The sequence below is a fragment of the Ruegeria sp. AWH4_226 genome, from assembly GCF_056159225.1.
Window position 1 is genome coordinate 2,317,774 of record NZ_JBSWUU010000001.1, and the last position, 25,791, is coordinate 2,343,564.

At 57.2% G+C, this 25,791-nt stretch carries 25 protein-coding genes and 1 riboswitch; of the genes, 9 read left to right on the plus strand and 16 right to left on the minus strand.

Going from position 1 to position 25,791, the window contains the following annotated elements; genetic code table 11:
* Positions 1-240 precede the first annotated feature (240 nt).
* The 5 genes from ACXAET_RS11465 to ACXAET_RS11485 form a co-directional block, all read right to left on the minus strand.
* Positions 241-1,020, minus strand: coding sequence for an SDR family oxidoreductase (locus ACXAET_RS11465; protein WP_475184897.1), 780 nt, complete (start codon positions 1,018-1,020; stop codon positions 241-243).
* Positions 1,021-1,039: 19 nt separating this feature from the next.
* Positions 1,040-2,002 carry a calcium/sodium antiporter gene (locus ACXAET_RS11470; protein WP_475184901.1) on the minus strand — a complete coding sequence of 321 codons (963 nt, stop codon included), beginning with the start codon at positions 2,000-2,002 and terminating at the stop codon, positions 1,040-1,042.
* Positions 2,003-2,170: 168 nt separating this feature from the next.
* Positions 2,171-2,968 carry a S49 family peptidase gene (locus tag ACXAET_RS11475; RefSeq protein WP_475184905.1) on the minus strand — a complete coding sequence of 266 codons (798 nt, stop codon included), beginning with the start codon at positions 2,966-2,968 and terminating at the stop codon, positions 2,171-2,173.
* A 114-nt stretch (positions 2,969-3,082) separates the two neighbouring features.
* A complete protein-coding gene (locus tag ACXAET_RS11480; protein WP_224891430.1) occupies positions 3,083-3,844 on the minus strand; it encodes an ABC transporter permease in 762 nt (253 codons plus the stop codon).
* Positions 3,841-4,770, minus strand: coding sequence for an ABC transporter ATP-binding protein (locus ACXAET_RS11485; RefSeq protein ID WP_068337933.1), 930 nt, complete (start codon positions 4,768-4,770; stop codon positions 3,841-3,843). Before ACXAET_RS11485 ends, ACXAET_RS11480 begins: the two co-directional genes overlap by 4 nt.
* 171 nt (positions 4,771-4,941) lie before the next feature.
* On the opposite strand from ACXAET_RS11485, the gene ACXAET_RS11490 reads away from it, so the two are divergent.
* Positions 4,942-6,051: a CaiB/BaiF CoA transferase family protein gene (locus tag ACXAET_RS11490; protein WP_475184911.1), complete on the plus strand. Its 1,110-nt coding sequence runs from the start codon at positions 4,942-4,944 to the stop codon at positions 6,049-6,051.
* A 61-nt stretch (positions 6,052-6,112) separates the two neighbouring features.
* On the opposite strand, the gene hemE is transcribed toward ACXAET_RS11490, so the two are convergent.
* The gene (gene hemE, locus ACXAET_RS11495; protein ID WP_475184912.1) at positions 6,113-7,147 is read right to left on the minus strand and encodes a uroporphyrinogen decarboxylase; all 1,035 of its coding nucleotides are present in this window, start codon (positions 7,145-7,147) and stop codon (positions 6,113-6,115) included.
* Between the two features lie 107 nt (positions 7,148-7,254).
* Between hemE and hemC the strand changes: the two genes are divergently transcribed.
* Positions 7,255-8,214, plus strand: a complete 960-nt coding sequence (gene hemC, locus ACXAET_RS11500) for a hydroxymethylbilane synthase (protein WP_475184915.1) — start codon at positions 7,255-7,257, stop codon at positions 8,212-8,214.
* Between the two features lie 222 nt (positions 8,215-8,436).
* Here hemC and ACXAET_RS11505 read toward each other — a convergent pair whose 3' ends face one another.
* From ACXAET_RS11505 to ACXAET_RS11535, 7 genes are read right to left on the minus strand one after another with little or no spacing between them, the layout of a single operon-like run.
* Positions 8,437-9,714, minus strand: a complete 1,278-nt coding sequence (locus ACXAET_RS11505; protein WP_475184917.1) for an aspartate aminotransferase family protein — start codon at positions 9,712-9,714, stop codon at positions 8,437-8,439.
* 1 nt (position 9,715) lies between these two features.
* On the minus strand, positions 9,716-10,819 hold the full coding sequence (locus ACXAET_RS11510) for a mandelate racemase/muconate lactonizing enzyme family protein (RefSeq protein WP_475184919.1): 1,104 nt from the start codon (positions 10,817-10,819) through the stop codon (positions 9,716-9,718).
* A complete protein-coding gene (locus ACXAET_RS11515) occupies positions 10,816-11,922 on the minus strand; it encodes a mandelate racemase/muconate lactonizing enzyme family protein (RefSeq protein ID WP_475184921.1) in 1,107 nt (368 codons plus the stop codon). The genes ACXAET_RS11510 and ACXAET_RS11515 overlap by 4 nt, the downstream gene beginning before the upstream one ends.
* Positions 11,919-13,025, minus strand: coding sequence for a mandelate racemase/muconate lactonizing enzyme family protein (locus ACXAET_RS11520; RefSeq protein ID WP_475184922.1), 1,107 nt, complete (start codon positions 13,023-13,025; stop codon positions 11,919-11,921). Before ACXAET_RS11520 ends, ACXAET_RS11515 begins: the two co-directional genes overlap by 4 nt.
* Positions 13,022-13,600, minus strand: a complete 579-nt coding sequence (locus tag ACXAET_RS11525) for a dimethylsulfonioproprionate lyase family protein (protein ID WP_475184924.1) — start codon at positions 13,598-13,600, stop codon at positions 13,022-13,024. The genes ACXAET_RS11520 and ACXAET_RS11525 overlap by 4 nt, the downstream gene beginning before the upstream one ends.
* Complete coding sequence (locus ACXAET_RS11530) at positions 13,597-14,679, minus strand: alcohol dehydrogenase family protein (protein ID WP_475184926.1); 1,083 nt, start codon at positions 14,677-14,679, stop codon at positions 13,597-13,599. Before ACXAET_RS11530 ends, ACXAET_RS11525 begins: the two co-directional genes overlap by 4 nt.
* Complete coding sequence (locus ACXAET_RS11535) at positions 14,679-17,132, minus strand: FAD-dependent oxidoreductase (protein ID WP_475184928.1); 2,454 nt, start codon at positions 17,130-17,132, stop codon at positions 14,679-14,681. Before ACXAET_RS11535 ends, ACXAET_RS11530 begins: the two co-directional genes overlap by 1 nt.
* 68 nt (positions 17,133-17,200) lie before the next feature.
* Here ACXAET_RS11535 and ACXAET_RS11540 point away from each other — a divergent pair, with 68 nt between their 5' ends.
* The 6 genes from ACXAET_RS11540 to ACXAET_RS11565 all read left to right on the plus strand — a co-directional run bounded on the left by ACXAET_RS11540 (position 17,201) and on the right by ACXAET_RS11565 (position 22,788).
* Positions 17,201-18,088: a MurR/RpiR family transcriptional regulator gene (locus ACXAET_RS11540; protein ID WP_475184930.1), complete on the plus strand. Its 888-nt coding sequence runs from the start codon at positions 17,201-17,203 to the stop codon at positions 18,086-18,088.
* Positions 18,085-19,173, plus strand: coding sequence for an aromatic ring-hydroxylating oxygenase subunit alpha (locus ACXAET_RS11545; protein ID WP_475184933.1), 1,089 nt, complete (start codon positions 18,085-18,087; stop codon positions 19,171-19,173). Before ACXAET_RS11540 ends, ACXAET_RS11545 begins: the two co-directional genes overlap by 4 nt.
* A gap of 184 nt (positions 19,174-19,357) precedes the next feature.
* A riboswitch (cobalamin riboswitch) is annotated at positions 19,358-19,565 on the plus strand.
* Between the two features lie 101 nt (positions 19,566-19,666).
* A complete protein-coding gene (locus tag ACXAET_RS11550; protein WP_475187196.1) occupies positions 19,667-20,023 on the plus strand; it encodes a DUF1636 family protein in 357 nt (118 codons plus the stop codon).
* Positions 20,020-20,805, plus strand: a complete 786-nt coding sequence (locus ACXAET_RS11555; RefSeq protein WP_475184935.1) for an ABC transporter ATP-binding protein — start codon at positions 20,020-20,022, stop codon at positions 20,803-20,805. Before ACXAET_RS11550 ends, ACXAET_RS11555 begins: the two co-directional genes overlap by 4 nt.
* 17 nt (positions 20,806-20,822) lie before the next feature.
* Positions 20,823-21,770, plus strand: coding sequence for an ABC transporter substrate-binding protein (locus ACXAET_RS11560; RefSeq protein WP_475184937.1), 948 nt, complete (start codon positions 20,823-20,825; stop codon positions 21,768-21,770).
* Position 21,771: 1 nt separating this feature from the next.
* Positions 21,772-22,788, plus strand: coding sequence for a FecCD family ABC transporter permease (locus ACXAET_RS11565; RefSeq protein ID WP_475184939.1), 1,017 nt, complete (start codon positions 21,772-21,774; stop codon positions 22,786-22,788).
* Positions 22,789-22,840: 52 nt separating this feature from the next.
* Here the strand turns inward: ACXAET_RS11565 and ACXAET_RS11570 are convergent, their stop codons facing one another.
* Complete coding sequence (locus tag ACXAET_RS11570; RefSeq protein WP_475184941.1) at positions 22,841-23,224, minus strand: carboxymuconolactone decarboxylase family protein; 384 nt, start codon at positions 23,222-23,224, stop codon at positions 22,841-22,843.
* A 226-nt stretch (positions 23,225-23,450) separates the two neighbouring features.
* Between ACXAET_RS11570 and ACXAET_RS11575 the strand changes: the two genes are divergently transcribed.
* Positions 23,451-23,885, plus strand: coding sequence for a hypothetical protein (locus ACXAET_RS11575; RefSeq protein WP_475184943.1), 435 nt, complete (start codon positions 23,451-23,453; stop codon positions 23,883-23,885).
* 147 nt (positions 23,886-24,032) lie between these two features.
* On the opposite strand, the gene ACXAET_RS11580 is transcribed toward ACXAET_RS11575, so the two are convergent.
* Together ACXAET_RS11580 and ACXAET_RS11585 are read right to left on the minus strand one after the other, a co-directional pair.
* Positions 24,033-24,950, minus strand: a complete 918-nt coding sequence (locus ACXAET_RS11580; RefSeq protein WP_475184945.1) for an isoaspartyl peptidase/L-asparaginase family protein — start codon at positions 24,948-24,950, stop codon at positions 24,033-24,035.
* An 82-nt stretch (positions 24,951-25,032) separates the two neighbouring features.
* Positions 25,033-25,779: an amino acid ABC transporter ATP-binding protein gene (locus ACXAET_RS11585; RefSeq protein ID WP_475184947.1), complete on the minus strand. Its 747-nt coding sequence runs from the start codon at positions 25,777-25,779 to the stop codon at positions 25,033-25,035.
* Between the last annotated feature and the right edge of the window lie 12 nt (positions 25,780-25,791).

The following is a 25,791-nucleotide window of genomic DNA, read 5'->3' on the forward strand; positions in this document are numbered from 1 at the left end:
TTCAAGGGAAAACAAATCCACGGTTTCTGTGGATAAGTATGAAGATAAGTTTCCCAGCACCGCGAAATTCCCTTGATTCATTAAGGATTGATTAATTTGCCTAAAAAATAGGCGTATATATAAGATACTGTTTTTAAATGAAACTTTTTCATACACAGGGCAAGTACATGAAAAAAAAGACATTTTTGTAACAATCCGGTAACGGAAACGCGAGCGGTGCAAAACTTGCGGCGGAATTACTTATTCAACACCCAAAACATCCGGTGTTTGCCAGCCCAAATGCTGTCCACCGTCCACGCAAAGAAGCTGTCCGGTAACCGCGTGCGCATCAAGAAAATAGCCCAGCGCGGCCGTGATATCCGAAAGGTTCGCACCACGTTCGAGAACAGTGTTGGCGCGCTGCGTCTTAAAGTGATCCTCGGTCTGACGGTGGCCCTGCATGGTCGGACCCGGCCCAATGGCGTTTACCCGTATTGCAGGCGTCAAGGCCTGAGCGGCCGTACGTGTCAAGGCCCACAGACCCATTTTCGCAATCGTGTAGGACATGAACTCGGGCGTCAGTTTGCGCACCCGCATATCCACCATATTGACGATCAGCCCGGTGGCAACGGGTTCGCCCGCCTCATCAGTTTCGGGTTTCAAGCCCTGTTCAGCCATGGCCTGTGTCAGCACGAAAGGCGCCCGCAGATTGCTTTCCAGATGCCGATCCCAGCTTTCCCGCGTGGTCGTGTTGATATTGTCATATTCAAAGATCGAGGCGTTGTTGACGAGGCAGGTGATAGGGCCACCCAACGCCGCGGCTGCGCGGGACAGCAGGATGCTGACCTGAGCTTCATCCAGCAGGTCGGCCTGCAATGCGATTGCCATACGACCCAAGGATTGAATTTCGGCTACAGTTTCCTGTGCGGCTTGCTCTGAGGTGGCAAAATGAACGGCGATGTCATAGCCGCGCTGCGCCAGGTACAACGCCATTGCTCTGCCAAGACGTTTTCCCGCACCGGTTACTAAAGCTCGGGTCATGTAGGCCCTTTCCGTCCAATCACACTAGCAGAGAGATCACATAGGCCGCGTACAAAAGTGTCAACAAGACGCCCCAGATGCGGGTGATATCCTGTTTGAAAAAGACAAACGGGATCAGCAGCAAGGATGCACCAAGCATGACCCACAGGTCAAAGCGAAGAAATTCCGGATCCACCGGAATGGGGCCAACAAATGTTGCAATCCCGACGATGGCCAGCAGGTTGAACATGTTCGAACCGATGACGTTGCCCAATGCTACATCCGCTTGCCGTCTTAGTGCCGCCATTACCGTCGTCGCCAGTTCAGGCAAAGAGGTTCCGACCGCAACCAGTGTCAGGCCGATAACTGTTTCGCTGACGCCATAGGTGCGGGCAATCAAGGTCGCGTTTTCAACAAGAAGATGCGCACCCATCGGCAAGCCGATGAGGCCAAGAACCAGGTAGACCGATACTTTCCAATACGGCATGCTGGGGTCAGCTTCTTCCAGGCCTTCAAGGTCGTCGGAACTGGGAAAGGCCTGACCACAGGATTTTCGATGGTTATTGGCCTCGCGGAAGGCAATCCACAGTATGATACCAAGGGCGGCAAGCAGTATCGCCCCGCTCAGCAATGTGAACACACCAAAGAAGGCCAGCCCGATGAACATGGCCGAAGCCAGTAGCATGAAAATGTAGTTCTTTCGGCTGTCGCATTCGCTGGTATGCAATGTTGCCAGCAACGCCGGTACGCCCAGAACCAAAAGGATATTCGCGGTATTCGACCCGACAACATTGCCCAGCGCAATTCCGGGCGCGTTTTCCTTGATCGCACTGATGGCAATCAACAATTCAGGCGCCGAAGTACCAAACGCCACAATCGTCAAACTAACGATCAGCGCGGGTACGCCCAGGCGCAGGCTCAGGTTCACGGCGCCGCGAACCAAGGCATCCCCCGCCAGCAGCAAAATCAGCAAACCAAGGCCGGATAACAGCCATGCCGTCATATGCGGCCTCCTTTTTCGCAGGCGCAGGGGCCTTTACCGATCCTGAACCGTCCGCAGCGCGGACATCTTGCAGATTGCAGCCGCTTCTGCCCTGGAAAACGCAGCTTTCCGAACATCGCCAGGACGCCCATGGCGATCAGGAAAAGGGTGACAATCTTGACGATCACGTTACAGACCAAACCGCGCGTAGGCGGCACGCTCTTCCAGGCCTGCGATGGCATCCTGCGCCAGAGACGCACCGAACCGGGTCCATAACGGCTTGCGCAGCCCATACCGGCGGAACTTAACCTTGTCGCCAAAGCGTTCCTGCATTTTGGGCTTCAGATGGGCGATACCATCAATCAGGCCCAACTCCTGCGCGCGCCGTGCCAGCCAGATCTCACCTGTAAAAAGGTCCTGACTGTGATCCAGCTTGGACCCGCGCCGATTCTTGACATGAGCGATGAAGTTTTCATGGATATCGGCCAGCAACCCTTCGAGACGCGCGACATCCTCTTTCTTTTCTGGCGAGAACGGGTCGAGCATGGATTTCGACTGCCCAGCGGTATGCACACGCCGTTCAATCCCTTGCCGTTTCAACAGGATATGCGCGCCGAAGCCCGATGAAATGACCCCAATCGAACCCAGAACCGAGCTGTCATCAGCGTAAATCTCATCCGCAGCGGCGGCCAACCAATAGCCCCCCGATGCCGCCACATCCTCGACAAACGCGATGACGGGAACGTCAAGCTCATCCGACAATCGCCGGATCCGCGACCCGATCAAAGAGCTTTGCACGGGCGACCCACCGGGCGAGTTAATCTCAAGCGCGACGGCGGCTGGCTTACCCTTGCGAAAGGCTTTCTCAAGCACGGGGGCCAGCGTGGTGTCGGACATTGACCCACGCCCGGCCATCCCGATCGCGCCAGACAGGCGCACAACGGCCACAACAGGGTGTTTCTTCATAAAGGGCAGGCTGAGTTTCATGGGTGCCGATGTAGAGTGCGCCCAACCGGTAAACAAGGGACCGCCGTTGCGGAATGGGCGACATGAGTAGATTTCGTTAGGTCAGAGGACAAAAATACAACTCCTGTCTGCGGGTTAGCTGCGGATGCGCCAGCCGGTTTTGAATATCCAGCCAATGATGCCAAGGCACAGGCCGGTAAAAAGAAGAATAGCCAGAAGGCTAAGCCCGATTGGCACATCCGCCATTCCATAAAAAGACCATCGAAACCCCGAAATCAGGTAAACTACGGGGTTGAACAGGGTGACTGTCTGCCAAACCGGCGGCAGCATCGAGATCGAGTAGAACGTGCCGCCTAGAAAAATCAGCGGCGTCACAACAAGTTGAGGTACCAAAGACATCTGCTCGAAATTGCTGGCCCAGATGCCGATAATAAAGCCCAGCAACGAAAAGCTTAGGCAGGTCAGGATCAGGAACGCGGCCATCGCAATCGGGTGCTGGATACGCAAGTCCACAAAGAACGAGGCTGTCACAAGAATGACCACACCAACAAACAACGCTTTTGTTGCCGCCGCGCCGACATAGCCGATCACGATCTCGATAAAGTTAACAGGCGCTGAAAGCAGTTCGTAAATCGTGCCCAGAAATTTGGGAAAGTAGATACCAAAGGACGCGTTCGATATCGCAAGCAGCACGACTGACAACATGATCAGCCCCGGCACGATGAAAGCGCCATAAGAAACCCCTTCGACCTCTTGGATGCGGCTGCCGATAGCAGTGCCGAACACCACGAAGTACAGCGATGTCGAAAGGACCGGAGACAGGAAGCTCTGCGCCAAGGTGCGAAAGAACCGGGCCATTTCAAAGCGGTATATGGCGGCAATGGCGGACCAGTTCATGCGGGCTCTCCCGACACCAGATTGACAAAAATCTCTTCAAGGCTTGACTGCCGGGTTTGCACATCACGCAAAACCAGACCAGCCTGCGCCACGTCGTTCAACAAGGCGGTTATCCCGGTACGGTCTGCGTTGGTGTCATATGTGTAGACAAGCGCATCGCCACTGCCGTTGAGCTCTAGGTTATGGGCTGCCAGACTGTCCGGAATAGACTGGATCGGCTCGGTCAACATCACCTCAAGGTGTTTTTTGCCCATCTGCGCCATCAGAGTGTCTTTGTCCTGCACCAGCAGCAATTCACCCTTGTCGATGACGCCAACGCGATCAGCAATCGCTTCGGCCTCTTCTATGTAATGTGTAGTTAGGATGATGGTGACGCCGGACCTTTTCAATTCGGCCACAATCTCCCACATGTCCTTGCGCAGTTCGACATCCACACCTGCGGTTGGTTCGTCCAGAAACAGCACCCGCGGTTCATGCGAAAGCGCTTTGGCAATCATCACCCGACGTTTCATACCTCCGGACAGCTCTTTGATCGCGTTCTTTCGCTTTTCCCAAAGGGACAGTTTGCGCAGGATGTCTTCGATCCTCTCGTCGTTTCGGCTCAGCCCGAACAGGCCGCGCGACAGGCGCACCGTGTTCCAGACCTTCTCGAACGGCTCAAGGGCAATTTCTTGCGGCACCAATCCAATCATTCGACGCGCGGCGCGAAAATCAGTTTGAATATCGTGGCCACCTACCGTCACTGCACCCGAGGTCGGCGTGGTGATGCCACAGATCGTCGAAATAAGCGTCGTCTTGCCCGCCCCGTTTGGCCCCAGCAGCGCCAGAATTTCCCCCTGCTCGATCTCCAACGAGACACCTTTCAACGCCTCAAACCCGTCGGCGTAGGATTTGCGCAGGTCCTTGATAGATAGAATGGTCGTCATACAGGTTCCTTATTCTGGCGGCGACCCTAACCCGCTCGTCGTGCACAGAACAGGTCAATTCCGCACATCATCCTGCGCTTTTTTGAATTGAAGGAGCTTGCTTAGCTCACAACTGGGGTCTTGCAATTCGCGGACGATCCCGAAACCCTGCGCCAAAATGAAAGGGGCACCATGCTGAACGGTTACAGGATCCTAGAGTTCGAGGGGCTGGGCCCGGCTCCTTTCGCGGCGATGTTATTGGCGGATATGGGCGCAGACGTCATAACCGTTCACCGAAAAGGACAAGCGGTAACGCCCGGGATGCCGGAGCGTTCGGTGCTCGACCGTGGTAAACGGTCGATTGATCTGGATCTAAAAGACGCAGGCGATCTTGAGATTGCGAAACGCCTGATCGCATGGGCCGATGGGCTGATCGAAGGATTTCGCCCCGGCGTGATGGAAAAACTCGGCCTAAGCCCCCAAAAATGTCATGCGTTGAACCCAAAGCTGGTCTATGGCCGGATGACCGGCTGGGGGCAGGACAGCCCCCTTTCAGACGCTGCCGGGCACGATCTGAACTATATCGCCCTGTCCGGTGCGCTTTGGTATGCGTCTCAACCGGGTCAGCCCCCGCAAACCCCGGCAACGCTTGTTGGTGATATCGGCGGTGGGGCTTTGTATCTTGTTACGGGCCTTCTGGCCGGGCTTCTGAATGCGCAAAAAACGGGTGAAGGAACGGTGGTCGACGCCGCAATCTATGACGGGTCGGCCCATATGATGAACCTGCTGATGAGCCTTGGCCAGACGGGCAACTTGTCGGAATCGCGCGGGCAGAGCCTGCTGGATGGCCCTCATTGGAGCCGGACCTACACCTGCGTCGATGGCGGGTTCGTAACGGTGCAGTGTCTGGAACCCAAATTCTACGCCCTGTTTCTGCAAAAACTGGGCTTGTCCGAAGACCCTGATTTCCAGCAACAATACAATCGCGCAAGCTGGCCTGCCCTCACACAACGCCTGACCGAAATCTTTGCCAGCCAACCGCGTGATCATTGGGCAGATCTTTTCGACGGCACCGATGCCTGCGTCGCGCCCGTGCTTAGCCCGACCGAAGCACATGCCCACCCGATGAACACTGCCCGCCAAACATGGCGCAGTACAGATGGCACCCTTCAAGCCGCCGCCGCCCCCAGATTTTCAACTAATGAATGGCGCCCCAAACCCAGCCCCAGACGCGGAGAACACCGTCAGGACATCCTGAACGAGTTTGACGCACAACAGGTATCCCCCTCTTCATCTGGCTAAAAATATCTCGGGGGATGAATTGGCCGCAGGCCAAGAAGGGGGCTGGCACCCCTTCCCTTGCCTATCGCCCGCGAACTGTGTCGATCATCAACTGAACATTCTCTGGGTCAGCATCCGGTGTAATCCCATGACCGAGGTTGAAGATATGCGGACCATTCGAGAATGCCTGGACGATCCGCCGCGTCTCATCCACCAATGCCTGCCCGCCGGTCACCATATGGGACGAGGCCAGATTGCCCTGAACGCAACCGTCGACCTGCACATGCTCCGCCCCCCATTCCGGGGACACCGAATTGTCCAGCGCAACGCAATCCACACCGGTTGCCTTGGCGAAACCGATATAACCATCCCCGGCTTCACGGGGGAAGCCGATCACCGGGATACCAGGATGGCGTGCCTTGATGGCTTGCGTAATCACCCGGCAAGGCTCGACCGCGTATTTCTGGAATGCATCACCCTTCAGCGATCCGGCCCAGCTGTCAAAGATCTTGACCACCTCGGCCCCAGCGTCGATCTGGGCCGAAAGATACTCGATCGTGGCCAGCGTAATCCGATCCATCAGCGCCTCGAACAAGGCGGTGTTTCCCTCGCGCAGCGCATGGGCCGGTCCCTGATCCGGTGTGCCGCGCCCTGCGATCATATAGGTTGCCACCGTCCAGGGCGCGCCGGCGAACCCGATCAGCGTTGTCTCGGACGGCAATTCCCTCGAAAGGATGCGCACCGTTTCATAGACCGGTGACAAAGTCTCATGGATCGTCTCAACCGGTTTCAGCGCGTCAAAGTCCGATTGCTGCGTGATGGTCGACAAGCGCGGGCCTTCTCCGGTCACGAACCACAACTCAGCGCCCAGCGCCTGTGGCACCAACAAAATGTCTGCAAACAGGATGGCCGCGTCGAAGCCATAACGTCGGATGGGTTGCAGCGTGACCTCGGCCGCAAGCTCGGGGTTGTAGCACAGCGACAGAAAATCGCCGGCTTGCGCGCGGGTTGCGCGATATTCGGGCAGATACCGCCCGGCCTGACGCATCATCCAGATCGGCGGCACATCCTGCACCTCACCCGCCAGCGCCCGCAGCAGTTTCTTTGTCTCGGCCATATTTGCCCCCAATCGTGTCGGTCAACGGAACGGGTCCGTCTTCGGCGGCAATTTGTCAAGCGCTGCCCCCATTGTCAGGGCAACGTGACGCGACTAAAGCTTGGCATATGACACTGACCCTGCCCAATCCCGACTCACCGCTGAAAATCGGCACACGTGGTTCGCCACTGGCCCTGGCGCAAGCCTATGAGACCCGGCAAAGGCTGGGTGCGGCCTTTGACCTGCCAGACGATGCGTTCGAAATCGTGGTGATCAAAACCACGGGCGACAACCGGGCCATGATCGATGCAGACCGACCTTTGAAAGAGATCGGCAACAAGGGTCTGTTCACCAAGGAAATCGAAGAAGCGATGTTGCGCGGCGCAATCGACATCGCGGTGCATTCCACCAAGGACATGCCGGTGCAACAGCCCGAGGGGCTGGTGTTGGACACATTTCTACCGCGTGAGGATGTGCGCGATGCATTTATCTCACCCAAGCTCAATTCGATCCGCGATCTTCCACAGGGTGCGGTGGTCGGCACCTCATCACTGCGCCGCCGGGCACAGCTGCTGAACCGGCGGCCCGACCTGAAAGTGGTTGAATTTCGTGGCAACGTGCAGACCAGACTGAAGAAACTGGCGGATGGTGTGGCCGATTGTACCTTTCTGGCCATGGCAGGCATACGCCGCCTGAATATGGAAGACGTGCCCGCCACGGCGATCGCGCCTGAACAGATGTTACCGGCCATTGCACAGGGCACAATCGGTATCGAACGCCGCAACGATGATTCCCGCGCAGCGGGTATGCTTGAGGCAATCCACGATACCGAAACCGGTCAACGCCTGATCGCTGAACGCGCCTTGCTGGCGGCGTTAGATGGGTCTTGTGAAACACCCATCGCCGGTCTGGCCGAGATACAGGGCGGCACCCTGCGCCTGCGCGGTGAAGTGCTGCGCCCGGATGGTTCCGAGGCGATTTCCGAAGACATCTCTGGCACCATCGCCGATGCAGCGGAAATGGGGCGCAAAATGGCAGAGTCGCTTCTGAGAAAAGCGGGGCCCGGGTTCTTTGATTGGAGAAATTGAGAAAAATTTGAGTAATGTGAATTACTTCACTGTAGACTCCCTGCCAATCTGGCATCAAGGTTGCATACCGATGAGATCAGGGGGCTGTCTCAAAAAAGTCGAAAGTTTTTTCAGTATATTCGCTTAAGTGGTATTCGAGGGGGCGAGATTGCACCAAACTGCTGATCGGTTAGGGCCGCTGTCATATTTCGACAGCGGCCCATTTCTTTTCTCTGAGGTGCGTCACGCTGCGCTGATTGCGTCTACTGCCTTTTCAACGGCTGCGCGGGTTTGTTCCAAATCAGCCTCGGTGACTGCCAAGGACGGATAAAGTTTGCCGGGGGATTTGAAGATACCGTGCGCGCGCAACGTATCGTTGTAGAGGGTGTTGCGGTGTGGATCGTCATGTTTTGCACTTCGGTAGTCCCGACAGGCAGCATCGGTAAAACAGATATCAAACAGAGTCTCATCGCCGCAAACCTGATGCGGAATGCCAGCCTTTGTCAGCGCATGCACCTGCATCTGCTGCAATGCCGCACCGGTCGCGCGCAATTGGTCGTAAACACCGTCGCGCCGAAGAATCTCCATGGTCTTGAGACCCGCGACCGACGCCACCGGATTGCCGGACAAGGTCCCCAACTGCATCAGCCAGCCTTCCTCACCCACTTGCGCCTTGTCGAAATGCTTCATGATATCGACACTGGCGCCCAAAGCGGCCAGAGGGAAACCACCGCCGGTAATCTTACCGAGGGTGCAGATATCGGGCGTGACGCCGTATTTTTCCTGCGCACCGCCATAGGCCAGACGGAAACCGGTGACGATCTCATCAAAGATCAGCAGAACATTATGCTTGTCGCACAGATCCCGCAGCCCCTGTAGATACCCTGGCAAAGGTGGAATGATCCGCTGCAACGGCTCGACCATGATCGCGGCGACATCGTCATGTTCATCCAGCAGGGCCGACACGGCATCCAGATCGTTGAAGGGCGCGATCAGCATTTGTTCGGCCACACCTTCGGGGATACCGGCGCTATCGGGTACGGCCTGCGGAAAGTTGACCTGGCGACTTGGGGCAAGGCTCATCTGCGCCTCCGCGCTCATCCCGTGGTACCCGCCTTCAAATTTCAGTATCTTGTCGCGGCCGGTATAGGCGCGGGCCAGACGGATTGCGTACATGTCCGCCTCTCCACCCGACGCGACAAAGCGGATTTGTTCACAGCACGGAACCGCGTCAATGATCGCCTCGGCCAGCTCAATGCCTTTGGCGTTGTTGGCAAAGAATGTCATGCCTTTGGGCAGTTGTTCCAGCACGGCCTCAATCACTTCGGGGTGGCCATGACCCAGCAGCATCGGACCCGAGCCAATCAGATAGTCGATGAATTCGTTTCCATCTTCGTCCCAAACATGGCTGCCTTCGCCACGTGCAATGATGATACCGGGGTCGAAATTGCCAAATCCCCCGGCGGGCAAGACGGCGTTCGCTCGGTCGATCCATTCGGCTTGAGTATTGATTTTCAGCATTTCACACGATCTCCGATACAGGGGAACCTAGGATATCCGGGTCTGGCGCAACACCTAACCCCGGCCCGTCCGGCGGGGCAATCCTGCCATTCACACGGTTTGGTGCATCCGGGCAGATGCGCGGCGCAACATAAGACGAGAGATCACAGGTGTTCAACAAAGATCCGTGTGGAGTCGACGCCGCAAAGTGCAATGACGCCGCCGTCACGATATCTGACCCCCAAGTGCATTCAGCACAGATCTCAGCCCCCAGATGGACGGTCAGGTCACGCGCGCGCCGCATGGCTGAAAGCCCGCCGAACTTTGATAATTTCAGCGCCACCGCGTCCAGACAACCCAACTCATGCGCGCGCAAAAGCGAGGCCAGATCATATGCGTTCTCGTCAATCTTCATCGGCAATCCGGTTGCATGCCGAACAGCAGCACAGTCTTCAAGCGTTTTGCAGGGCTGCTCCAGCATAATGTCCAGGTGGGCAACCGCCCGTCCCGTGCGCGTTGCTTGCAGCCGCGACGCCCCGCAATTCCAATCGCCATAAACCAGCGGTCCCTGCCCCACGGCCTCACGCACCTTGATCAGACGTTCGGCATCGGCCTGCCAGTCGCCTTCGACACCCAGCTTGACCTGAAACTGGCGAATGCCAGACTGGTAAGCTGCCTTAGCGATCCGGGCCATGTCATCCGGCGCAATGCAGGTGATCGAGTGGTAAAGCGGCATGTCCTTCCGCGTCCGTCCCCCCATCAGAGCATAAATCGGCTGACCCGTGGCCTGCCCGAACAGGTCCCAAAGGGCGATATCGACGATGGATTTTGCATATTGGTGACCCGGAAGAAATCCGTCCAGCTTGCGCATCGGCGCATCCACACCAAACGGGGACATTCCAAGGATTTCCGGCCCCATTTCCGCAACAGCAGCCGGTACTCCACCGGCAAATGCAGGCAGGTAATGGGGGATCGGGCAAACCTCGCCCCAGCCTTTCAAACCCGTATCCGTCTCAAGACACAAGATATGAGAGGTCACTGTCGCGCAGGTCTTACCCTCGGCCATGTGATAGGTCTCGTGGCTCGTCAGATCGACAGACCATAGCGTTATCTTTTTGATTTTCATTTATATATTCCAACCGGTTCGCCCAACGCGTCTTCGTCGGGATACACGCCAAGTCCGGGAACCTCGGGCAGGTGCAAGTGACCGTCGGTATTGCGAGGACCGCGTCCACCGGCAATGTCCACTGTGATCATGTCCTGACAGGCCCAGACGGCGTGGCAGTTTTCGTCGGGAATGGTCGCGGCCAGGTGCAGCGCCTCGGTATCGGCCAAAACCGAGCCGCCGGTGGCCATCACGAACATGTCGATGCCATGCGCCAGCGCGATATCCCGCATCCGCGCGGCCTTGGTTAGCCCGCCAACGCGGTTTAGCTTGATCCCAAAGACCTCAGCCAAACCGTCGCGTGCAATACGGGCGGCATCTTGCAAGGTGACAAGGCTTTCATCCACCGAAACGGGCGAGGCATGACGGCCCGATATCGCCGCGAAATCGTCCAGCGTTTCACACGGCTGTTCGAACATGACGTTCAGGTCCTCACAGGCGCTCATCACCCGCAGGGCCTGTTGCCGGGTCCAACCCCGGTTGACATCATAGAGGACGATCTCACCCGGTTTACGGATGCTCTCGACATCGCGAACGCGGGCGATATCGCGTTCGACATCGCCGCCGATCTTTACCGAGTGTGCGACATACCCCCGACTGCGATACCGATCGATCACCGTGCGGGTTTCTTCGATGGTTTTCGCCCCCACCGACGACGCAATCGGGCGCGGCGTGCGCGACCCCCCTCCCATCAGGTCAGCAATTGGCAACCCCGCTGCCTGCCCAGCAATATCCCAGCAGGCCATATCGATTGGGCTTTTGGCATAGAGGTGGCCGGGCAAGGCGGTATCCATCGCGCGCTCAACCACCAGCAGCTTGCGCGGATCAAGGCCCAGAATGAACGGGGCCATCGTCTGAAGGCCGGCACGGATGCCCGGACCATGCGCGGGCACGTAAGTATGCCCCCAAGGGGTACCTTCACCCCAGCCGACAAGCCCTGCATCAGTTTCAATCTTTACAATCGTTGCGTCGAGTGTTTCGAACTTCAGCCGTCCGCCGGACAACCAATAAGGATGCTCCAAAGGCAGGTCGACATGGTATACGGTGATCGATTTTATCTTCATGACACATATTCCGCCACCGGCGCACCCAGGCTTTCGAAATCAGGCTTCACACCAAGTCCGGGCGCATCCGGGGCATAAAGCTTGCCATCCTGCGACGTTGCTCCGCCAATTCCGGTGGATCGCGTATTGTAGTTCATCAGATCGGTTGTGTTTTGCAGATATTCGGGCGGGGTAGAAGCCGCAAAATGCGCCACGACCGAGGTTGCGATCTCTCCGCCCCATGTATCCTCGCTGACCACGGGAATTCGGTTATCAATCAGAAAGTCCCGCACCCGCCGCGCCTTACTGAGCCCGCCGAGGTTCGAAATTTTCAGACAGCAAATCTCGGCCCCGCGATCCGCAACGATCCGCTGGGCCATCTGGATGTCGGTAATACATTCATCCAGCTTCATCGGCTGTTCGGCCACACGGCGGACTTGCTGGCATTCCTCGTAGGTGCGGCAGGGCTGCTCCAGAATAAAGTCCAGATCACGCGTGGCCCGTGCCACCCGAATGGCGTTGTCCACGCGCCAGCCCTGATTGGCATCGGCCATCGCCTTTTCGCCTGGTTTCAGCAAAGGAACGGTGGCGCGTATCCTGTCAATGTCGCTGGCCCAGTCGCCCCCGACCTTGATTTGAAACTGCCTGTAACCCTGATCGCGATAGGCGTTCATTTCGGCAACAGTTTCATCCACCGCTTTCTGCGGCGCGACCCGGTACATCGGTGCGCCATCGGTCAGTTTGCCGCCCAGCAGCATCCAGACTGGTTGATCGCAAGCTTGCCCTAGAATATCCCAACAGGCCGCGTCAAACGGCGCCTTGGCATAGCCGTGGCCCTGCGCCAGATGGTCCATCAGTTGCTCAATCCGACCTACGTGCCGAGGATCCTCTCCCAGCAGTTTCGGAGCCACCAGACGCGCCAGCGATGCGACACCTTGGGAGTGCGCGACCATGTAGTTCTCGCCGCAAGGTGTGAACTCACCACATCCCTGCAATCCGGCATCGGTGTCGATTACCACGACCGAGGCGATGGCCGTTTCGATCGCATTGCCCGCACCCCAGACATAGGCACCACCTACATAAGGCAGCCCGGTCTGATAGATGCGGATACGGGTGATTTTCATGCGACATCCATCTGAGGCAGATCGCCAAGGCCTTCACCGCGCCACAGGACGTAGGTCAGGATCGGTTGATCCATGGTCACCAATGCGTGGCTCTGCCAACTGCTGTGGACACAGGTTTGGCCAGGTCCAAGGAGTACTTCGCTCTTGTCTACTTTGAACAGCGCCCCACCGGCCAGTGCCAGATAAATCTCTTCGGCCTGGTGGCTGTGCCAGTCATAATTCAAACCAGCCCCCCAATAAGCAACGTACGCACGCAGCTGAGACGAGTGAAAATGACCTGTCGGACCAAATAGCTCGTAATAGCCGTAACGGTTCAGGAAATCTGCGCCCACCTGTTCTTCGGTGTATGTGTGTTTCCAATGCGCCAGATGTGCGGTGGCCTTGATCGCGTCGATCAGATCATATGTTTGCGCGCCACCGTCGAGATCGAAGTTGCGCACCAGATCCGTTGCCGGCACCGGGCAAGGCTGCAGCCCTGTCGGGCTTAGATCATCGGGCCACGGCCCGAACCCGGAAAGATCGGAGTGCACCTGATGCAACCGCTGCGCGGCTTGTAGAACGTCATCTAGTGTCATGGGATCACCACTATGTTGCCGGTATGCTGTTTTGCGATGAAAGCAGCCTGAGCGTCGCGCAGGTCCTCTAACGGATAGGTCGCGGCAAGGGCGGGCTTGATCTGACCGCTTTCAATGTATTTCACGATGTTCTGCATTACCTGCGGGTCGATCACGGTCGAGCCGGTAAAGGTCAGGTCGCGCAGGTAGAATGTGCGCAGGTCGAACTCGACCATCGGACCGGCAATTGCGCCGGAACAGGTATAGCGCCCGCCGCGTTCCAGAATGTCGATCATATTCGGCCAGTATGGCCCACCAACCACATCGGCAACCACGGTTACCTTTTCTTCACCAAGGGCCGCGCGCAGATTCTCTGGCGCTCGGGGCAAGATGCGGTCTGGCCCCAGCTTCGCAACGTCGGGATGCTTTGCCTCGGACGCCATCGCAATCACCCGCGCACCGCGCCGTTTGGCAAGCTGGACCAGCGCACCGCCAACACCGCCCGAGGCGCCGGGCACCAGTACCGTATCCCTGTCCGTTACATTGGCGCGGGTCAGCATGCCCTCGGCAGTTGAGTAGGAACAGGAAAACGTCGCCAGTTCGGCATCTGACAGGTTGGATTTGATTGGAAGTGCGTTTACCGCAAGCGTTGTCGCGTATTCGGCAAAACCACCATCGCGTTCTGAGCCATAGTAGCCGGTCTTGTCCATGTTTTCCGGATCATCCGGGTCGCGTAACCAGCCATCGGTGATGACGCGCTGACCGATGCGGGCGCTGTCGACACCTGCACCGACAGCTACGATTTCTCCGCAGATATCAGCCCCCTGAATGCGTGGAAAAGTGATCGGATTGCCGCCCCAAGTCGGGTCGTCCTCACCCACCTTTTCAAACGCGCCGCCGGTTGTCGCGTCTGTAACGGTCTTGGAATACCAGCCCGAGCGCGTATTAACGTCGGTATTGTTCAGACCACAGGCGGCGACCCTGATCAGCACCTCGCCCGCCGCGGGTTCAGGGCGCGGCCAGTCGGTGTGCAGCACCATTTGCTCTAACCCGCCATGGCCCATGGTGACCATGGCCTTCATTGTATTTGGCAAGGCCATCAGGCGGACTCGAATGCGGCGTCGGTGCGCGGCAGCAGGCTTTGCGGGTCGTAGGCTGGTTCGCCCAGAACACGGGCCGCGCGGGGTGAGCCGTGGATCACGACTTCTAACGCTGTCCCGGCTTTTGCGGCCTCGGGCTTGAGATAGGCAAATGCCAGGATTTTGCCGACCGTGTGGCCGTAGGCAACCGAAGCGGTCGAGCCTACGACACGGCCATCCAGCATGACGGCTTCACCGCCATGCCCGTCGATCTCGCCATCCGGTTCGATCTCAAGATACGCGCAGACCCAGGGAAGATCGGTGTTCAGGGTCTTGTCCTTGCCAAGATACTCCTTGTCGGTGCGGGCAAAGCGCAGCACCTCAGCCTCGGCCAGAGTGACCTCATTGGTCAATTCGCCAGCGCCTTTGAAGCCTTTCTCCATCCGCATCACGTTCATGGCAAAGCTGCCATAATCGGCGATGCCATGCGGCTCACCTGCGGCCCAAAGCGCGGAGTAGACGTCAAAGCACGCAGCGTTGGGCATATGCAGCTCCCACCCCAACTCACCAGCGTAGGACATGCGGAAGGCCCAGACCTTGTGGCCTGCAACGGTGATCTCTTGCGCGGACAGCCAGCGGAACCCGGCATTGGTTAGGTCAGCATCGGTGCAGCGCGCCAGCACATCGCGCGACCGAGGGCCGTTCAGCGACAGGGCAGACCAATCAGAGGACAGAGCCGTAATCTGCACATCCTCATCTGCGCGATGTTGCGCCAGATGATCCAGCAGACGTTGTTCGAAAAAGGCGGCACAGACCAGATAGAACCGATCCTCGGCCATGCGAACGATAGTGGTCTCCAACTCGATCCGGCCACGCCGGTTCAGCATGTGGGTCAGGGTGATCGAGCCGACCTTTTGCGGCATCCGGTTGGCGGTCAGGCGATCCAGCAAAGCGTAAGCGTCCGGCCCCGAAACCTCGACCTTGGTGAAGGCGGTGACATCCATGATCCCGACGCGCTCACGCACCGCCTTGACCTCGGCCGCGACCATGTCGTCAGCGGGCGTGCGACGGAAAGAATAATGATCGCGCTGCTCGACCCCGTCCCGTGCAAACCAGCGGGGGCGTTCAAAACCGTAGACCTCTTCATGCACCGCGCCCTTGGATTTCAGCAGTTCATACAGTGGCGACGGCTTGATTGGACGCCCCGCAAGCCGATTGAAATGCGGGAAGGGGATTTCGTGGCGCAGGCAGTAATCTTCCTCGGCCTTGATCACCTGCCACTCCTTGTTGGCATAGCTGCCAAAGCGCCGCGGGTCGAATTCGCGCATCGAGATATCGGCGGCCCCATGCACCATCCAGCGCGCCAATTCGCGGGTCAGGCCCGGACCCCAACCGATCCCGATCTGCGTGCCGCAGCAGCACCAGTAGTTCCGCACACCCGGCGCAGGCCCGATCAGAGGGTTGCCATCCGGCGGATGTGAAATCGCCCCATGCACATCGCGTTGAATACCCAACTCGGCAAAGATCGGCATGCGGTTCAGGCTTTCTTCAAGCCACGGCATCACCCGGTCATAATCCGCATCGAAAAGCCAGTTTTCATATTCCCAAGGGCAATGGTCATGCCAGACCGAGTTCGGGTTCTCTTTTTCATAGATCCCGATCAGCCCGCGCTGCTGCTCCATTCGGATATAGCCCGAGACCTTGCGATCATCGCGGATCACCGGCAGTTCTTTGTCCAGATTCTGGAACTCGGGCACCGGCTCGGTCACAAAGTAATGGTGCGTCATCGAGGTCATCGGCAATTGCAGCCCCGACCATTCGCCCATCTGACGGGCATAGGTGCCGCCTGCGTTCACCACATGCTCGCAGGTGATGGTGCCCATCTCGGTTTCGACCACCCACTCCCCATTCTCGGCCTGCGTGATGTTGGTGGCGCGGCAGTTGCGGACAATGCGCACGCCCTTCTGACGTGCCCCGGCTGCCATCGCCATGGTCACGTTGGTCGGATCGACATGCCCGTCATCGGGCGTGTACAGCGCACCCAGAACGCCTTCGAGATTGTAGAACGGGTGCAGCTCGGCCACCTTTTCAGGGCCGACAAGTTCGATATTGAAGCCCAGCGACCGGCCCACCGACAAGGTGTGGCGCAGCCAGTCCATCTCATCCTCGGTATAGGCCAGACGGAACGACCCGCAGCCATGCCACGTTACCGGTTGACCCGTTTCAGCCTCTAACGCGCCCGAATACAGCCCGATATTGTAATCCACACATTTGCCCAGCCCAAAGCTTGAGGTCGAATGCGTGATCTGGCCCGCCGCGTGCCACGTACTGCCGCTGGTCAGCTCAGCCTTTTCCAGAAGAACAGTATCACCGCCCCACCCTTCATGCGCGAGGTGATAGGCAAGACCGACCCCCATGACACCGCCGCCCACGATGACGACGCGGGCATGTGACGGCAAATGTTTCTCGGACATGATTTTTCCTCTTCCCGAGTCGCGTTTCTGCTCGACACGCTAATTCCACGTTTGTACCATCGTCAATCATGAATGACACAAATGTATCATCAATCGTTCTAAACCGACTGAGCCAGGAATGGGACGCCCTGACGCCCGAGGCCCAGAAAGCCGCGCGTTACGTGCTGGAAAACCCAACGGATGTTGGGGTTTCAACAGTGCGCGAGATCGCCGAGGCCGCCAACGTCAAGCCGAACACTTTCGTGCGCATGGCCCGACAGGTGGGGTTCGAAGGCTACGAGGATTTCCGCGCACCCTTCCGCGATGCGATTCGTAAAGGCACGGTCTCGTTTCCCGACCGCGCCCGTTGGCTGCAGGACATCGGCAAGTCCGGTGAGATGGGTGGGCTCTATGCCGATATGATCGGTGCCGCGATCCGCAATATCGAAGAAACCTTTGCAGGGATTGATGCTCAGCGCCTTGAGAAAGCCGCCGAAACGATCTGGACTTCACGACAGGTGTTTACTCTGGGCGTCGGCGTCAACAATTCGAACGCGCGGAATTTCACGTATCTTGCCTCAACGGGGATGAAGCAATTCCATGCCATCCCCAGACCCGGCTCCACACCGGTGGACGATCTGGCCTGGGCTGATGAACAGGACGTGCTGATTGCCATTACATGCCATCCCTACCGCACCGAGGTAATTGAGGCGATCAAACTGGCGCGGCAACAAGGTTTAACTGTCATCGGCATTTCAGACAGCCCTGCCAGTCCGGTCATACTGAACGCGCAGCACGGGTTTGTCGTGGCCGCCGACACACCGCAATTCTTCCCGTCATCCGTTTCGACCATCGCTTTGCTGGAAACGCTACTGTCCTTCGTGATCGCCGGCTCCAGCGATGAGATTGTCGAGCGCGTGGCAAGATTTCACCAACGCAGACACCAACTAGGCCTCTACGCGGAGGAGCCCGAATGAACGCACCGCTGACCCACTCTCTGGACGCTCGGTACTATACCGACGCTGCAATTTTCGAGCGTGAGATGCAGGGACTTCTTGCGCGAACGTGGCAGTTTGCCGGCCATGTGGCGCAGGTGCGGGAAACAGGCGACTACTTTGCGTTCGAAATCGCCGGGCAAAACCTGTTCTGCATCCGCGGGCGCGATGGCGAAATCCGCACTTTTTACAATGTCTGCCAGCACCGTGCGCATGAAATGGTGACGGGTGCGGGAAACACCCGCGTCGTCGTCTGCCCTTATCATGCTTGGACGTATGAGCTGTCCGGCCAACTGCGGGCCGGACCAAATATCAAGTCCGTCCCCGGCTTTGACCGCAGCGCGATCTGCCTGACCTCGGTCCGGACTGAGGTGTTCAATGGTTTCATCTTCGTCAACCTGGATGACGAAGCCGCCCCAATGGATGAGTGGTACCCCGGCGTACGCGAAGAAATCCGCGCTTTTGTGCCTCAGATTGACGATCTCGAACCACTGGAATGGGTCGAGATACCAGAGAACTGCAACTGGAAGGTTAGTGTCGAGAATTACTCGGAATGCTATCACTGCCCGACCAATCACCCGACCTTCGCCGAGGGTGTGGTGAAACCCGAAACATATGACATCCAGCCCGATGCGAACGGCGGGTACGTCCTGCGTCATACAACCGAGTGTCAGAGCCTCGACAAGATGACCTATCCGATCGACTTGTCGGTGCCCCATGCCGGGGACTATCAGTCGTGGTTCCTGTGGCCGATGTTTTCGTTTCAATGCTACCCGGGCAACGTGCTGAACACATATCACTGGCGTGCCAATGATGCTGACCACTGTACCGTTTTCCGTGGGTGGTACACCGAAGGCGGTTCAGAAAGCGCAGTGATCCGGCAACTGGCCGTTCAGGATCGGGAAACCACGGTCGAGGAGGACATCAGGCTTGTTGAAAGCGTCCACCGCGGCTTGAAATCCCGGGGGTATCGACCCGGCCCGCTGGTGCTGGATCCCGGATGCGGGGTGATGTCCGAACACTCAATCGCCCGGCTGCAGCAGTGGATGCGCGAGGGCGTTGACTGACGCGTCATAGCGTCTGCCCCGTTGCTGCTAGCAGTAGATTGCCCTGCGCGATTCCCGGACTGTAAGCCCTAGCTCAAGCCAACCGCAGTCTGTTTGCCGACGCGGCTTTCCGAATATCCTCAACCGGCGACCTGATTTTATGGTGGGTCGCGTATTCCTGTATTGACGCATGCAGCGAAGTCAGGCACTCGTTAAACACGATGGTTCCCTGGGACATGCGCCCATGGATGAAAAGGGAATACGGTGAGGACTGCCGCGTGGCGCCAAATCCGTGACTGCCCCCGCAACTGTAAGCGGTGAGCGACGCCAAGAATCCACTGGCCGAAAGGTCGGGAAGGATGGCCAAGCGATGACCCGCAAGTCAGGAGACCTGCCATCAAGTATAAACCAACCCGGGGCGGGGCGTCCTGGAAGGAGGCTTTGATGACACGTCATATGCGTGTTCTGACACTTGGCACCTTCTTTTTGCGCTTTGCATCAAGCGGAGCGCAGTATGCCAGCGACACGTGATCATTTCCTGCTGATATGTTCGAGCTGCAAAGAGGGTATGTCTGCAGAAGCATTAAGCCAGTCGCTGACCGACAAGTTGCCGACCGGCTTCTTGGTTCGCGCTATTGCTTGCATGGCAGGGTGCGAAAGACCGACAACCGTTGGGTTTCAAGCCCATGGCAAAGCCCAATATCTGTTCGGTGATATTCAAACCGAGCAGGATATTCAGGCGCTGGCAGAGTTTGCACATCAATATCAAAACAGTTCAGACGGCTGGACCAATGCCACGGAAAGACCGCGCGCATTGTTTCGCAAGACTTTATCCCGAATGCCCCGAATCGAAGTGGAGACGTCCGGATGACCTGCCCTTCTTTTTTGGTTGCGCGTGATCTTGAATACTACGCCCTCAACGGCGACGTGCTTCTGCAGCACGCATCATTTGAGCTGGAAGAGGGGGCCATCCTCGCCATCGCCGGACCGAACGGCGCGGGAAAGACGACACTGCTGAACCTGCTGTGCGGGGCGGCAGAGCTTGTTTTGGGCGATGTTTGGATCAAAGGCCAAAGCCTGAAACAGATGTCCGCTGCGGAAAGGGCCAGAATGATGGCCGTGGTCAGTCAGCAGGAATTGCCGGATGGCCGGCTTGGTTTGCGGGACTATGTTGCATTGGGTCAGATTCCGATCCTTTCGGACCGATCTACCGAGGAGCACGCCAAGGATCTGGACCGGATCATTAACCTGACCGGACTGGATGGTCTGGCAGAAAAAAAGATGGCGGTCCTGTCCGGCGGTGAGCGTCAGCGCGCCCATATCGCCCGTGCCCTGGCGCAAAATCCCTCGTTACTGTTTCTGGACGAGCCGACAAATCATCTTGATCCTGACGCCAAGGGCAGGATGCTGTCATTGGTCGCCGACCTTGGCATCACGGTGGTGATGATCGTGCACGATCTGGTTATGATCCCCGAATTTGCCACTCATGTCGCGCTGATGAAATCTACCCGGATCACCAGTTTTGGCCCCGTGGCCAAGGTGCTGACGCCCGAGCACGTGCGCGACACGTTTGGTGTCGATTACCTGTGCTTTCATCACGAAGGCCGCGTAATCCCGGCGCTGGATATAAGAAAAACAACTGTTTCAACCTAAAAAAGGGAGTGCTTCTCATGAGAAAATTTTGGTCTGTGGCGCTGGCCATGCTGATCGCAGGTGGCGCGTCCGCGCACGAAGTGACCATTGACAATTGCGGCGAACCGCTGGTTTTCGACACCAAACCCGAGCGCCTTGTGGTGCATGACATGAACATGACCGACATGGCTTTTGCATTGGGACTTCAAGACAAGATTGTCGGCCTGACCGGCATCACAGGCTGGTACAAGACCAGCCCCGAATTTGACCAACTGCGTGGTGACATCCCCGAGATCGCACCGAAATACCCAACCGTCGAAAACCTTGTCGCGGTCGAGCCTGATCTGTTCTTTGCTGGCTGGTATTACGGTATGAAGCCCGGCGGCGATGTGACACCGGACACACTGGAGCCTTTTGGGATAAAGACTATGATCCTGACCGAAAGCTGTGTGCATTTGGACAAAGATCGCCCGGCCGCCAGCATGGACCTTCTGTTCGATGATGTCTTGCGCCTGGGCAAGGTCATGCATGTCGAAGACAAAGCAGAAGGGCTTGTAAACGGCTGGAAAGAAGAACTGGCCGCTATTGAAGCACAGACCGCAGAACTACCCAAACCACGGGTGTTCCTGTTGGACGGTCCGGCGGACGCGCCTTTTACCGCAGGCAAGTTTGCCATTCCTGATGCAATGATCGCTGCTGCGGGCGGTGAAAACGTTACGCACGACATGGATACCAGTTGGGGTCGAACCTCGTGGGAGGCCGTCGCAGCCGCGAACCCGGAATTCCTGATTTTGCTGGATTATCAAACCGGCAACGGCGCCGAGGATACCTTTAAGTTCCTGCAAGATCACCCGGTGATGTCTGAAACCGATGCTGTGAAAAACGAGCGCTGGATCGGGCTGCGGTATGAAGAAATGACTCCGGGGCCAGCGAATATCGAAGCGATCTCGAAAATGGCTCGGGCGATGCATCCGGGTCTGAATTAATATGGGCCGAACAGGTCTGATATTCTTGCTGGGGGCGGTCACTCTGATCGCCCTTTTGCTTATCTCAACCGTGTATGGGACAACGCCCATCCCTGTCATGGATTCTGTTAACGCGGTGTTGATAGGGACTGGCATAGTCGAAGGTGACATGGGTCCAACGCATCGCATCGTCTTTGACCTGCGTTTACCCCGAGCATTGTTCGCAGCCGTAATTGGCGCAGGCCTGGGCATTGTCGGCGTTGTTCTGCAAACCACAACGCGCAACGATCTGGCCGACCCTTTCCTGTTTGGTCTGTCCTCGGGCGCAGCGGCAGGAGCGGTGTTTGTCATCACTGTGACCGGAGATCTTCTGGGGTTCTGGACCTTGCCACTTGCGGCATTTTTCGGTGGGCTGATAGCATCTGGTATCGTGCTGGCGCTGGTTCATGCACTGCGAACCAGCGCGCCGGAAAAACTGATCCTTGCAGGTCTGGCGGTGTCATTCCTGTTTTCGGCCATCACTAACTATCTGATTTTTGCAGGCGACAGCCGCGCGGCGCATTCAGTGATTTTCTGGATGCTGGGCGGGCTGGGTCTTGCCCGGTGGGAAACCTTCCCGTTGGTCTGCGTCGGATTGCTGCTAATCTTAACCTATTCGCTGTACCGCAGTCGCTGGTTGGACGCCCTTCTGACCGGGGATCTTACGGCCTCAACCCTCGGCGTACCGGTGCAAGCGCTGCGATTTAGCATGTTTTTTGCTGCGGCCCTCGCTACCGCGGTTTTCGTCTCGGTCGCGGGAGTGATTGGGTTTGTCGGCTTAATGGTGCCACATATCGCCCGAGGTATTGTCGGCCCCTTACACCGGCAGCTTTTACCAACAGCCGCATTAGTGGGTGCGGCGTTGTTAACGGGATCAGATATCGTCAGCAGGCTTTTGCTGGCACCTCAGGAACTGCCTGTCGGAATAGTCACGACCTCAATCGGTTCGGTTTTCGTGTTCCTGCTGCTGTTTCGCATGGCGCGCGCAAGCCGTTCGTGACGAACCTGCGCGTTTACAGTATGATACACGCTTTTGTCTAAGCCTTTAGAACTTAACCGGCATCCAAGACTTTACGGGCAACGCGAAAACACTCCAGCGCTTGCGGCACACCGCAATAAATTCCGACAACATGAATAATGGCCCTGATTTCCTCTTTTGAAACACCGTTGTTAATCGCGCCTTTACAATGAATTTCCCATTCGTGCATTTTACCCAAGGCACCGATCATTGCGAGGTTCATCATTGACCGGGTCTTGGGGTCAATCACGTCATCGCCCCAGCCGAACCCCCAGCACCAGGCTGTCATTGCTTCTTGAAACGGGCGGGTGAAGTCATCGGCAGCAGACAGGTTCTTTTCCACATATTCCGCACCCAAGGTGCCCTTGCGTTGTTCTAAACCTTTCAGGAAAAGGTCTTCGTCGAAAATATCGGCCATGTGAGGTCTCCGGTTTTTCTGTTCGTTGTTCAAACCAATGCAACTTTATGACGCAGGCGCAAGGCTTTACCGAAAGCGTCTTTTCGCAATTCAACCGGCAATACGTTCCGAAGGTTGTCCATCAGTGCCGTGAAACCCCCACGCCCGACTTTGCATTGGGCGCAACGCACGTCGGGTTGTCTGGTCGCTAGGATCTGCTGCACATTTCTCACAGGATAGAGCAGGCTTGCGCAGCGACCTGAGATCTGCCGCCTTCTTGTCAGTCTTGTCAGCAACGCTTGGCTTTGGCATTCTGCTGGCCGTCGGCGGATCAATCTTGTCCTTCGCTGATCACAGCTTTGTCGTCGCCTATCCAGTTCTATGCATTCTTGCTGCGGGTCATTTTCTGAATGGCGTCACAGGACCGTGCGGAATGCTGCTGAACATGACTGGCCACGAAGCCCTGAACGCGAAAATCTCTGTCGCATTTCTGGGCTTGTCCGTTCCGGCCATTGGTTTGGGGGCGTTTTTCTACGACGAGTTAGGCATTGCAATCGGAATGGCCGGAACACTGAGTGCTTCTCAGTTGACGATATACGTGACCAGCAAGCGAATAACCGGTTTCGATAGCTCAGTTTTAGGTTTTTTCGCCGCGCGGAAATGCAATCGCATAACCCACTAAGGCAGTCACACCGTCCCTTAATCAGACAACCTTAGTGACACCGAAACTTTCGGATGACGGCTTTCACCACAAAAAGGGAACTGGCACGTCGGTTCAAACCCTATGAACTTTGAACCTTTTTAACGTGTGTCACGCGTCAGCGAACACTTAATACACTTGGGCGATAGGGTTTTCACCTTTGCGGACTGCGCCCCGATACATGCCGTTGCAGTTAAAAGGCATGGCGATATTGCCCCGACGATCTACTGAAATGACACCGCCGCTGCCGCCATGTTCTGCCAGATCGGTCAGCACAACCCAGTTCGCGGCAGTATGAATATCCTCTTTCGCATATTTCATTCGCGACGCGATCTCATGGGCGGCGCAGCGTTGCAAAAACACTTCACCATATCCCGTTGCAGAGACCGCGCAGGTACCATTGTCAGCAAAGGTGCCCGCGCCGATGCAAGGCGTGTCGCCAACCCGCCCCGGCGCTTTGGCCGTCATACCGCCGGTGGACGTCGCTGCCGCAAGGTTGCCGTGGATATCCAGGGCAACTGCACCCACCGTACCATGCCGACGTGCCGGATCGTCAGCCTCCTGCCCATGTGCGCGAAGGTGCAACGTGTCCTGCAGCATATCCCAGCGTTTCTGCGTAAAGAAATACTCACGTTCCTGGATCGGGACTCCCGCAGTCTCTGCAAGGCGCAGCGCGTTTTGTCCAATCAGGAACACCTGGTCCGTTTGTTCCATAACCGCGCGGGCAACCCGCACCGGATTGCGCGGCCCGAATATTCCCGCGACAGCCCCGGCGCGGCGGTTCTGGCCGACCATTACGGCCGCATCCATTTCCTGATTGCCTTCGGCGTTAAAGACCGCACCCTTTCCCGCATTGAACAGTGGATCGTCTTCCAAGGCGCAAACGGCTTCAGTCACGGCATCCAAAGCCGTTCCATTGTTCCTGAGCACGATCTCGCCCGCCTCAAGACATGAATGCAGCGCGGAAAGAATGGTGTTTTCGGTTTCGCGGGTCATTTCCTCGCTTGGGGGCACCCCGGCGCCGCCGTGAATGGCGAGTGCGTACATCAGATTTCTCCGTTATCAAATTTGGTTCGAACGGCGAGCGCAAAGACTATCTCAGCCTCTCTTCCCTGCCTTAAGTTTAAGATTAATGCTGAAGAATCTGGCTTAGAAAGCGCTTGGCGCGATCGGTCTGGGGGCGTTCGAAAAAGGCAACGGGGTCATTGGCTTCGATCACGCTGCCTTCCTCCATAAAGACAACCTGATCCGCAACTTCGCGCGCAAACCCCATTTCATGCGTGACGCAGATCATTGTCATGCCGTCGCGCGCGAGCTCTATCATTACGTCCAGCACCTCTGAGATCATTTCTGGATCAAGCGCTGATGTTGGTTCGTCAAACAGCATCACCTTGGGGTCCATCGTCAACGCTCGGGCAATTGCCACGCGCTGCTGCTGGCCACCGGACAATTGTCCGGGGAATTTCTGCGCCTGCTCCGCGATGTGAACGCGCGACAGCAGCGACAGCGCTTTTTCCTCGGCATTCGCACGTGAAACACCCAGCACCCGGCGCAGGCCAAATGTGCAGTTGTCCAAAACGGTCATATGGGGGAACAGGTTGAATTGTTGGAACACCATCCCGACCTTCCGACGAATGGCTTCGATGTCTTTCAGGTCTTCGGCCAACTCGACACCATCCACGGTAATATGGCCGGCGTTATGTTGCTCAAGATTGTTAATGCAACGGATCAAAGTTGACTTGCCTGACCCAGACGGCCCGCAAATGACAAGTTTTTGGCCCTGCATGACATCAAGCGACACATCACGCAGCGCGTGATAGTCATCATACCATTTGTTGACGCCATTCAAGGCAATGATCGGAGATTGAGTAGTCATGAGGATTTTCCT

Excerpts from the sequence above, each read along its gene's own strand:
- ACXAET_RS11465 (WP_475184897.1), bottom strand. The coding sequence starts at position 1,020 with ATGACCCGAGCTTTAGTAACCGGTGCGGGAAAACGTCTTGGCAGAGCA.
- ACXAET_RS11470 (WP_475184901.1), bottom strand. The coding sequence starts at position 2,002 with ATGACGGCATGGCTGTTATCCGGCCTTGGTTTGCTGATTTTGCTGCTG.
- ACXAET_RS11475 (WP_475184905.1), bottom strand. The coding sequence starts at position 2,968 with ATGAAACTCAGCCTGCCCTTTATGAAGAAACACCCTGTTGTGGCCGTT.
- ACXAET_RS11480 (WP_224891430.1), bottom strand. The coding sequence starts at position 3,844 with ATGAACTGGTCCGCCATTGCCGCCATATACCGCTTTGAAATGGCCCGG.
- ACXAET_RS11485 (WP_068337933.1), bottom strand. The coding sequence starts at position 4,770 with ATGACGACCATTCTATCTATCAAGGACCTGCGCAAATCCTACGCCGAC.
- ACXAET_RS11490 (WP_475184911.1), top strand. The coding sequence starts at position 4,942 with ATGCTGAACGGTTACAGGATCCTAGAGTTCGAGGGGCTGGGCCCGGCT.
- hemE (WP_475184912.1), bottom strand. The coding sequence starts at position 7,147 with ATGGCCGAGACAAAGAAACTGCTGCGGGCGCTGGCGGGTGAGGTGCAG.
- hemC (WP_475184915.1), top strand. The coding sequence starts at position 7,255 with ATGACACTGACCCTGCCCAATCCCGACTCACCGCTGAAAATCGGCACA.
- ACXAET_RS11505 (WP_475184917.1), bottom strand. The coding sequence starts at position 9,714 with ATGCTGAAAATCAATACTCAAGCCGAATGGATCGACCGAGCGAACGCC.
- ACXAET_RS11510 (WP_475184919.1), bottom strand. The coding sequence starts at position 10,819 with ATGAAAATCAAAAAGATAACGCTATGGTCTGTCGATCTGACGAGCCAC.
- ACXAET_RS11515 (WP_475184921.1), bottom strand. The coding sequence starts at position 11,922 with ATGAAGATAAAATCGATCACCGTATACCATGTCGACCTGCCTTTGGAG.
- ACXAET_RS11520 (WP_475184922.1), bottom strand. The coding sequence starts at position 13,025 with ATGAAAATCACCCGTATCCGCATCTATCAGACCGGGCTGCCTTATGTA.
- ACXAET_RS11525 (WP_475184924.1), bottom strand. The coding sequence starts at position 13,600 with ATGACACTAGATGACGTTCTACAAGCCGCGCAGCGGTTGCATCAGGTG.
- ACXAET_RS11530 (WP_475184926.1), bottom strand. The coding sequence starts at position 14,679 with ATGGCCTTGCCAAATACAATGAAGGCCATGGTCACCATGGGCCATGGC.
- ACXAET_RS11535 (WP_475184928.1), bottom strand. The coding sequence starts at position 17,132 with ATGTCCGAGAAACATTTGCCGTCACATGCCCGCGTCGTCATCGTGGGC.
- ACXAET_RS11540 (WP_475184930.1), top strand. The coding sequence starts at position 17,201 with ATGAATGACACAAATGTATCATCAATCGTTCTAAACCGACTGAGCCAG.
- ACXAET_RS11545 (WP_475184933.1), top strand. The coding sequence starts at position 18,085 with ATGAACGCACCGCTGACCCACTCTCTGGACGCTCGGTACTATACCGAC.
- ACXAET_RS11550 (WP_475187196.1), top strand. The coding sequence starts at position 19,667 with ATGCCAGCGACACGTGATCATTTCCTGCTGATATGTTCGAGCTGCAAA.
- ACXAET_RS11555 (WP_475184935.1), top strand. The coding sequence starts at position 20,020 with ATGACCTGCCCTTCTTTTTTGGTTGCGCGTGATCTTGAATACTACGCC.
- ACXAET_RS11560 (WP_475184937.1), top strand. The coding sequence starts at position 20,823 with ATGAGAAAATTTTGGTCTGTGGCGCTGGCCATGCTGATCGCAGGTGGC.
- ACXAET_RS11565 (WP_475184939.1), top strand. The coding sequence starts at position 21,772 with ATGGGCCGAACAGGTCTGATATTCTTGCTGGGGGCGGTCACTCTGATC.
- ACXAET_RS11570 (WP_475184941.1), bottom strand. The coding sequence starts at position 23,224 with ATGGCCGATATTTTCGACGAAGACCTTTTCCTGAAAGGTTTAGAACAA.
- ACXAET_RS11580 (WP_475184945.1), bottom strand. The coding sequence starts at position 24,950 with ATGTACGCACTCGCCATTCACGGCGGCGCCGGGGTGCCCCCAAGCGAG.
- ACXAET_RS11585 (WP_475184947.1), bottom strand. The coding sequence starts at position 25,779 with ATGACTACTCAATCTCCGATCATTGCCTTGAATGGCGTCAACAAATGG.